This window comes from Novosphingobium sp. (genome assembly GCF_027489515.1).
Lineage (GTDB): Bacteria > Pseudomonadota > Alphaproteobacteria > Sphingomonadales > Sphingomonadaceae > Novosphingobium.
Genome location: NZ_JAIXZS010000003.1, coordinates 1 through 5,371, shown reverse-complemented (window position 1 = coordinate 5,371; position 5,371 = coordinate 1). Strand labels below are relative to the sequence as shown.

Annotated in this window: 4 protein-coding genes; 1 reads left to right on the top strand and 3 read right to left on the bottom strand. The window is 61.2% G+C overall.

The window, feature by feature from the left end; all coding sequences use genetic code 11:
• Nucleotides 1-210: 210 nt before the first annotated feature.
• Together Q0082_RS00080 and Q0082_RS00075 are read right to left on the bottom strand one after the other, a co-directional pair.
• Complete coding sequence (locus Q0082_RS00080) at nt 211-777, bottom strand: hypothetical protein (RefSeq protein ID WP_298188496.1); 567 nt, start codon at nt 775-777, stop codon at nt 211-213.
• 375 nt (nt 778-1,152) lie between these two features.
• A complete protein-coding gene (locus Q0082_RS00075; RefSeq protein ID WP_147161304.1) occupies nt 1,153-2,145 on the bottom strand; it encodes a DUF2493 domain-containing protein in 993 nt (330 codons plus the stop codon).
• A gap of 698 nt (nt 2,146-2,843) precedes the next feature.
• On the opposite strand from Q0082_RS00075, the gene Q0082_RS00070 reads away from it, so the two are divergent.
• Entirely contained in the window at nt 2,844-4,142 is a 1,299-nt protein-coding gene (locus Q0082_RS00070; protein ID WP_298188492.1) for a DUF5623 domain-containing protein, read from the top strand.
• Between the two features lie 299 nt (nt 4,143-4,441).
• On the opposite strand, the gene Q0082_RS00065 is transcribed toward Q0082_RS00070, so the two are convergent.
• Nucleotides 4,442-5,077, bottom strand: a complete 636-nt coding sequence (locus Q0082_RS00065) for a hypothetical protein (RefSeq protein ID WP_298188490.1) — start codon at nt 5,075-5,077, stop codon at nt 4,442-4,444.
• Nucleotides 5,078-5,371: the final 294 nt, after the last annotated feature.

The window sequence follows — 5,371 nt, the reverse complement described above, 5'->3', positions numbered from 1 at the left end:
GCTTTGGGAGCGTCTCCGTCCTCGCGCAGAGCGCTGGTTCCATGGCATGAGAAAAGGGCACCGCGGCTTGAGGCCGGGCACCCTTTCCCCTTGCCGAACGAACGGGAGGCTGTTCGTCGGTCGACCTGAATCTGGTTGGCGCTGGGTATTCGGAAGCGTCAGCGAAATGCACCCTTCAGCGGATGCGCAATGCTCGGCCTGAGAACGCGCTCACGATGCCCATTCCATCGTTGGAAACTGCTCGCCGCAATCGGTGCAGGCAAGGATTGAGAGGCTTTCGAAGACGGTCTCGATCTGGGCACTGCGAAAGGCTTCAGCGGTATGGTGATCGCTAAGTAGGGCACGTAGCGCATCGAGCGGGATTTCCCCCTCTGGACCGCCACCCTGCCCCAGTGCCCGCACAACCTTGGCGGCAAGTTCTGACGGCAGCAGGATGTCGCGCGCAAGGGCGATATGCTCGGAGACCATTATTGTGATCGGCGAGGGTCCGCCGGGGCAGTGGACACGCAGCGTTCGGCCAAGAAACTGCGCCTCTTCGACGATTGCAATCACCTCGGCGCGCCAGTCAAAGCAGGCCGCAAAGCTTGCAAGGGAAAGAGAGTTTGCGTTGACCTCGAAGTTGAGCGGTGCAGCCGAGAATTCGTGGCTGTCGGTTTCGATGTCGGCATCGCCCGCGTGCAGCCGCCTCATCAAACTTGCGAGCTCGAGCGCGGAGATTTCCGCTGGTTCGGAATGAAGCCGAGTGGTCGTGTCCTTGACCCTGAATCTGACGAGCATCTTTGCCTCCTGCTGCTGCTCGCCCTTTCGCTTTCCCCCTCCTCTTTCAGGGAGTGAGAACCGGTCCCTGAGCGGTCCCGTCAAAGGCTGCGATACGCGCCCGACCGCAGGGTCTGGTCACGGGAGCTAACCCCCGCCGCTGCTGCCTGAGCGGCACGCTGAAGAGGACCTGCAAGGCGCGTATGCACCGATGCAGAGTTGGGCTCTTCGCACCGATCTCGGGCCGCGCATTACATGTTCAAATCGGCTATCAGCATCACGCACCAGCGGTCTTTCTCCTTAACGGGCAAGGGGGGTTCGAGGCCCCCTGAGCCCGTGCTCGCACGAAAGAAAAATGGAAGGCCCCGGCCTTAGCCGGAGCCTTCCATAAAGCGCTCATCCGAGGCTGCGTGAGCCTGGCTTGCGCTGATCACTGATGCGCCGGATGTGGAGCGGCACGCCCGCCTGGCGGAGGCGCTGTGCCAGGTTGGACTGGATGCCGGACCCTTCACCGATAATCGCCTCGACCGGACCGAGCTTCACGATGTTCTCATTGCGCAAGAACGGGGCACGGTTGCCATGGCGGCGATCAGGCATGAAGAGGATGGTTTGCACCCCGTTCCGCTGTGCCCAGGCATTTGCCATGGCATCGACACCCTTGCGCATTCCAGTGGTGCCCAGAACCATAGTCGGGATGCGCGCCTTGATGTCATCGAGGATCTCCCAGATCATCTCGAAGTCGTGCCAATCCTGCTGGCCGCCCGAGACGATCACCAGCGGGCCATCGGGTTGGAACTGTGCTCGCCGATCCCTTGCCCGAGCGGCAAGGTAGTCCTGCGCCTGGACCTGCGAAGCGGTCACACCATTCTTGCTGACCTGCGACCCGCGCGTGGCCGTGAACACCCGGCCTGTCTCGACCCGGTAGACGTCGGCAGCATGGTCCCGCATTGCCTCGAGCGCTTCCCGGCATCCTTGCAGCGTCTGGCAGAGCGCTTGTGTCTCCTCGAGCTCCACGGCGTAGATCTCCGAAGGATCAAAGTGGCGAGCGAGCTCACCCAGCTTCTTGGCGGCATCGTCTTCGCGTCCCTCGGCCAGACGGGCGGTCATGTGAAACGAGTTGACCATCCCCCAGGCAAGCTGCTGCGCGAACTCCTCCATGCGCGTGTCCTTGAGGACATCGAAGATCGTTCCGATAGCCATCTCGACGGCGCGGCGCGCCATGTCCGGATCAGGCATTTCCGCTGCGATCGGTTCATCGATGATGCTGAGCTTGGCAAGATCGCTGTGCTCGACAAAGGCACCGTCGTAGGATTCGACGATACCGTCACGGTTGTCCGCGAGCTCAATGCGCGCATTGGCGAGATCAGCGAAGCTGTTGAATTTTTGCATGGGTAGCCTCCGATTGTTGAAATCGTCCCCACATCGGGAACGGCCGAAAACCCATCGGTCGGGAGGCGTGCAGTCAGGGACGGCGAGCCCTGCTCGCCGCCGCCCCTGCGGGCGTGGGGGTGCCGATTTTCTGCGCGCGTGCCGCAAGCGCAGCGCAGTAGGCACGCGTGCGGAAAATTGGGGGAACCGCGATCCTTGACGAGCGCCGGAGACCGATACGTTTCGGCAGGTGTTCCTGTGTGTGGAAGAGACGTTCCCGCCCCCGAGCAAGAGAGACGAAGGCAGGACCGGTCAGGCGCCTCGGCGCCACGCCGGGCCGCCCCTTCGGCCCTGCGCAGGGGTTACAGCGGGAACACCGCCATTCCATTGTTCGCGGATGCGCTAGCAAAGCCGATCGGCCTGAGTAGCCAGCGCTGGTGGATTGCTCTAACCGGCGGTCCCATTGGTATGAGAATATCCCGAGGTGGGATGCAGTTTCCCCGGACTTTTCAACTTGAAGTCGGCGTGCCGACGGTTGTCACCATTAGCCGATGCGATTAAAACGATGATCGCTCCCGGCAGGAGCATGACGCCCGTCTCCAAGCCAAGCTGTTGATCAGCACTGCCGCGATATCTCATCATGCCTTGCAACATGTTGTTCGGGCTTGAGTGCTGGTGGTTGACGGGCGACGCTACATTTCAAGCCGCGGAGAACAATCATGTCGATTGCTAACGTGCGGCCGACCAATCTGGCCAACATCAAGCGTCTCGCAAACCAACTGAAAAAACGAGACGGCATTCCTCACCGACGGGCCCTCGACTTGGCCGCGCGCAGTGCAGGCTTTGACCGATATGAACATGCCCGCACTTCCATAGGTGATAGATCGGCCCGTGTGTTCCTGACCGGGTACTGGGAAGACCAGGAGACCTTCGAGCGCGGTCGGGAGTCTCTGCCCGTCACTTTGTCGCGTCCGCTATTGGATCTGGTGTCAAAAGCGCAGCTCAAGCTTGTCGGCGGCCTCGCATCCATGCGCGTGGCTGCATCCGACCACCTCGTGAAGGACATGGTGGGGCCCTCGCGCGAGTATACTCGCGATAGTTTGTGCAAGGCGGCACGTGCTCTTCGGTTCATGGAGATGACGGGCCTGCGGCCATGCGACTATCTCGAAGCTAGCCGCGCGATGGCTGATCTCGATGAGGAATTGCCCGGCAACGACCATTCCAGCTATTGGAAGCTGCCGGCCAGCGGACAGTTCATACTCATCGACGAGCCCTACTCCGGACCGAGCGTGAGCGATGAACGGGCAGCGTGGGCAAAGCGGAATGGTTGGGATCTCGCCGCTGCAGACTGGCCTGGTCTGTACTTTCCGTATCGCTGCACCCTCTTCGTCGCTTCCAAGCGTACTGAGGACTTCGATTTCCATGCCTTGGTGAGGACCATCAACGCACTGCCCGCTCCAGAAACACCAGAGCACTGGGCCGGGTCATCGATGCCCAATCACGACGTCTTTATCTCGCCGCAAGCGGCAACGCCGCAAGACAAGCGCCGTGCAAAGGCAAAGGGCACCATCGTTGCGCGTCCCTCCCGGCAAACGCTCCCCTATCACCGCGACATGATCGGATACGATCGCAAGCCGAATGGCAGCATGACGCTGGTTCAGCATCAGCTAGCAGGACGTTTGCTGCGGGCGACCCTGCAATCGAACAGCAAGCCCGGAGCGGTGAACTGGCGCGTCGACAAGCTCATGCGCGTACTCGTCGATTGGCTCTACGCCGACGTGCCGCATCAACAACTGAACGCCCTGGATGACCCCATCGACCTCTATTATGGTGACATGTCTCCAGACGATCCGCTGTTCAGCCGTGCCAACTCGCGTAGCGGTGTGGAAAGCCTCCTGATCGAGCTGAAGGTGCTTCTCGAAGGCTCCTATCCCCAATGCGCTCCTCTGCGGAAGCTTACCGGAAGAATCGACACCGCCTTGAAAATCACGCGATCGGGCGCAGGACCGAACGCCTGAAATCTCAGGAACCAGACAGGGTTGGGTCGTTGCGTGCCGAGACGGCGGCATATGCCGCCGACGAGCGCGCAGCGACCCAACGCGTCAGCGATCGTTACCCAAAGGGCCGAGACCCGTCCGGGGCTCGGTGCAGCGCGGCGCCACCGCTGCCCTTGCGAAGCCAGGGCAGCCGCGCGCCGGGCGGCATAGAGCGCGGTCCCGGCCAGAGGTCGGGAGACGTCACCGGCTGCTTCCATGACAGCGGGCTTCCGTGTCCGGTGGGAGATAACTCAATCGCTTCGTTCTCCAGAGCACCAAGTTTAGCCAGCGGTGCGCCGCGCCGCTGCAGCTTCCTCGCCTGAGGGGCGCCCTTCGCCAGCATTTATGCGCGCCTTGGCAGCTTCCCAGATGGCGGGTATTTCAGCGAAAGCCGCCTCGCCGGCTTCCCAGTAGTACTGGAAGAATGCCTGGATCAGCGGCAGCCGGACCGAGTACGTGTCATCGGTTGCAAAGCCGATGTCGAACCGGATGACGGGCGCAAATGGGAAGCTTCGGTTGGTGGCTTCGATCTCGGGGTTGGTCGTGAAGGCGAGCGACTTCTCGATGACCTTCGCTCGCAAGGCCTCATAGATCGGTTCGATGCCCTCTTCCCAGTCGGCATCTTCGATCGCCTTGGTCAGGAAATGGCGCGTTTCGCGCTGCGAGGTCCATGCTCTGTCAGGCAGGGTACGGATGGTGTCTATGATGGCCCGTCGCTGGGCTTCCTGCACGGTTCGGGAGAAGTCTTGCCAATCGTCCCGGATGGCATCGTCGTCGTGTCTGTGGCCTTTGCCTGACCGCAGATACTCTGCGAGCGCCTGTCGGACGATTCCGGATTGATCGGTCCGCTGGGATTGGGCCGCGTCATTCAGCTCCTGCTCGAGCTGCTCATCGAGAGCTATCTCAAAGAGTGCCATTGCATCGTGCTCCTCAGCTGCAATGTGCAGGATTATTGCGCTTTTTGGTTTCAGCGCAATGCGTCGTGTTGTTTGGTCCACGCACCTTGGCGATCAGGTCGATTGTGCATTCGCCCAACACGCTTGACAGTTCGTGTTCTTATATTGTTCTACCACAGGCATGAGCAGCAAACGCCTCGATACCCTGGCCGATCTGGTTCGCCATGGACTCAACGCGCAGGTAGAATGTCTCGGCTGCCATCGCGTTGTGATCGTTCCGGCAGCCAAACTGCGAGACCGATGCTTTGCCAAATC

Excerpts from the sequence above, each read along its gene's own strand:
- Q0082_RS00070 (WP_298188492.1), top strand. The coding sequence starts at position 2,844 with ATGTCGATTGCTAACGTGCGGCCGACCAATCTGGCCAACATCAAGCGT.
- Q0082_RS00075 (WP_147161304.1), bottom strand. The coding sequence starts at position 2,145 with ATGCAAAAATTCAACAGCTTCGCTGATCTCGCCAATGCGCGCATTGAG.
- Q0082_RS00080 (WP_298188496.1), bottom strand. The coding sequence starts at position 777 with ATGCTCGTCAGATTCAGGGTCAAGGACACGACCACTCGGCTTCATTCC.
- Q0082_RS00065 (WP_298188490.1), bottom strand. The coding sequence starts at position 5,077 with ATGGCACTCTTTGAGATAGCTCTCGATGAGCAGCTCGAGCAGGAGCTG.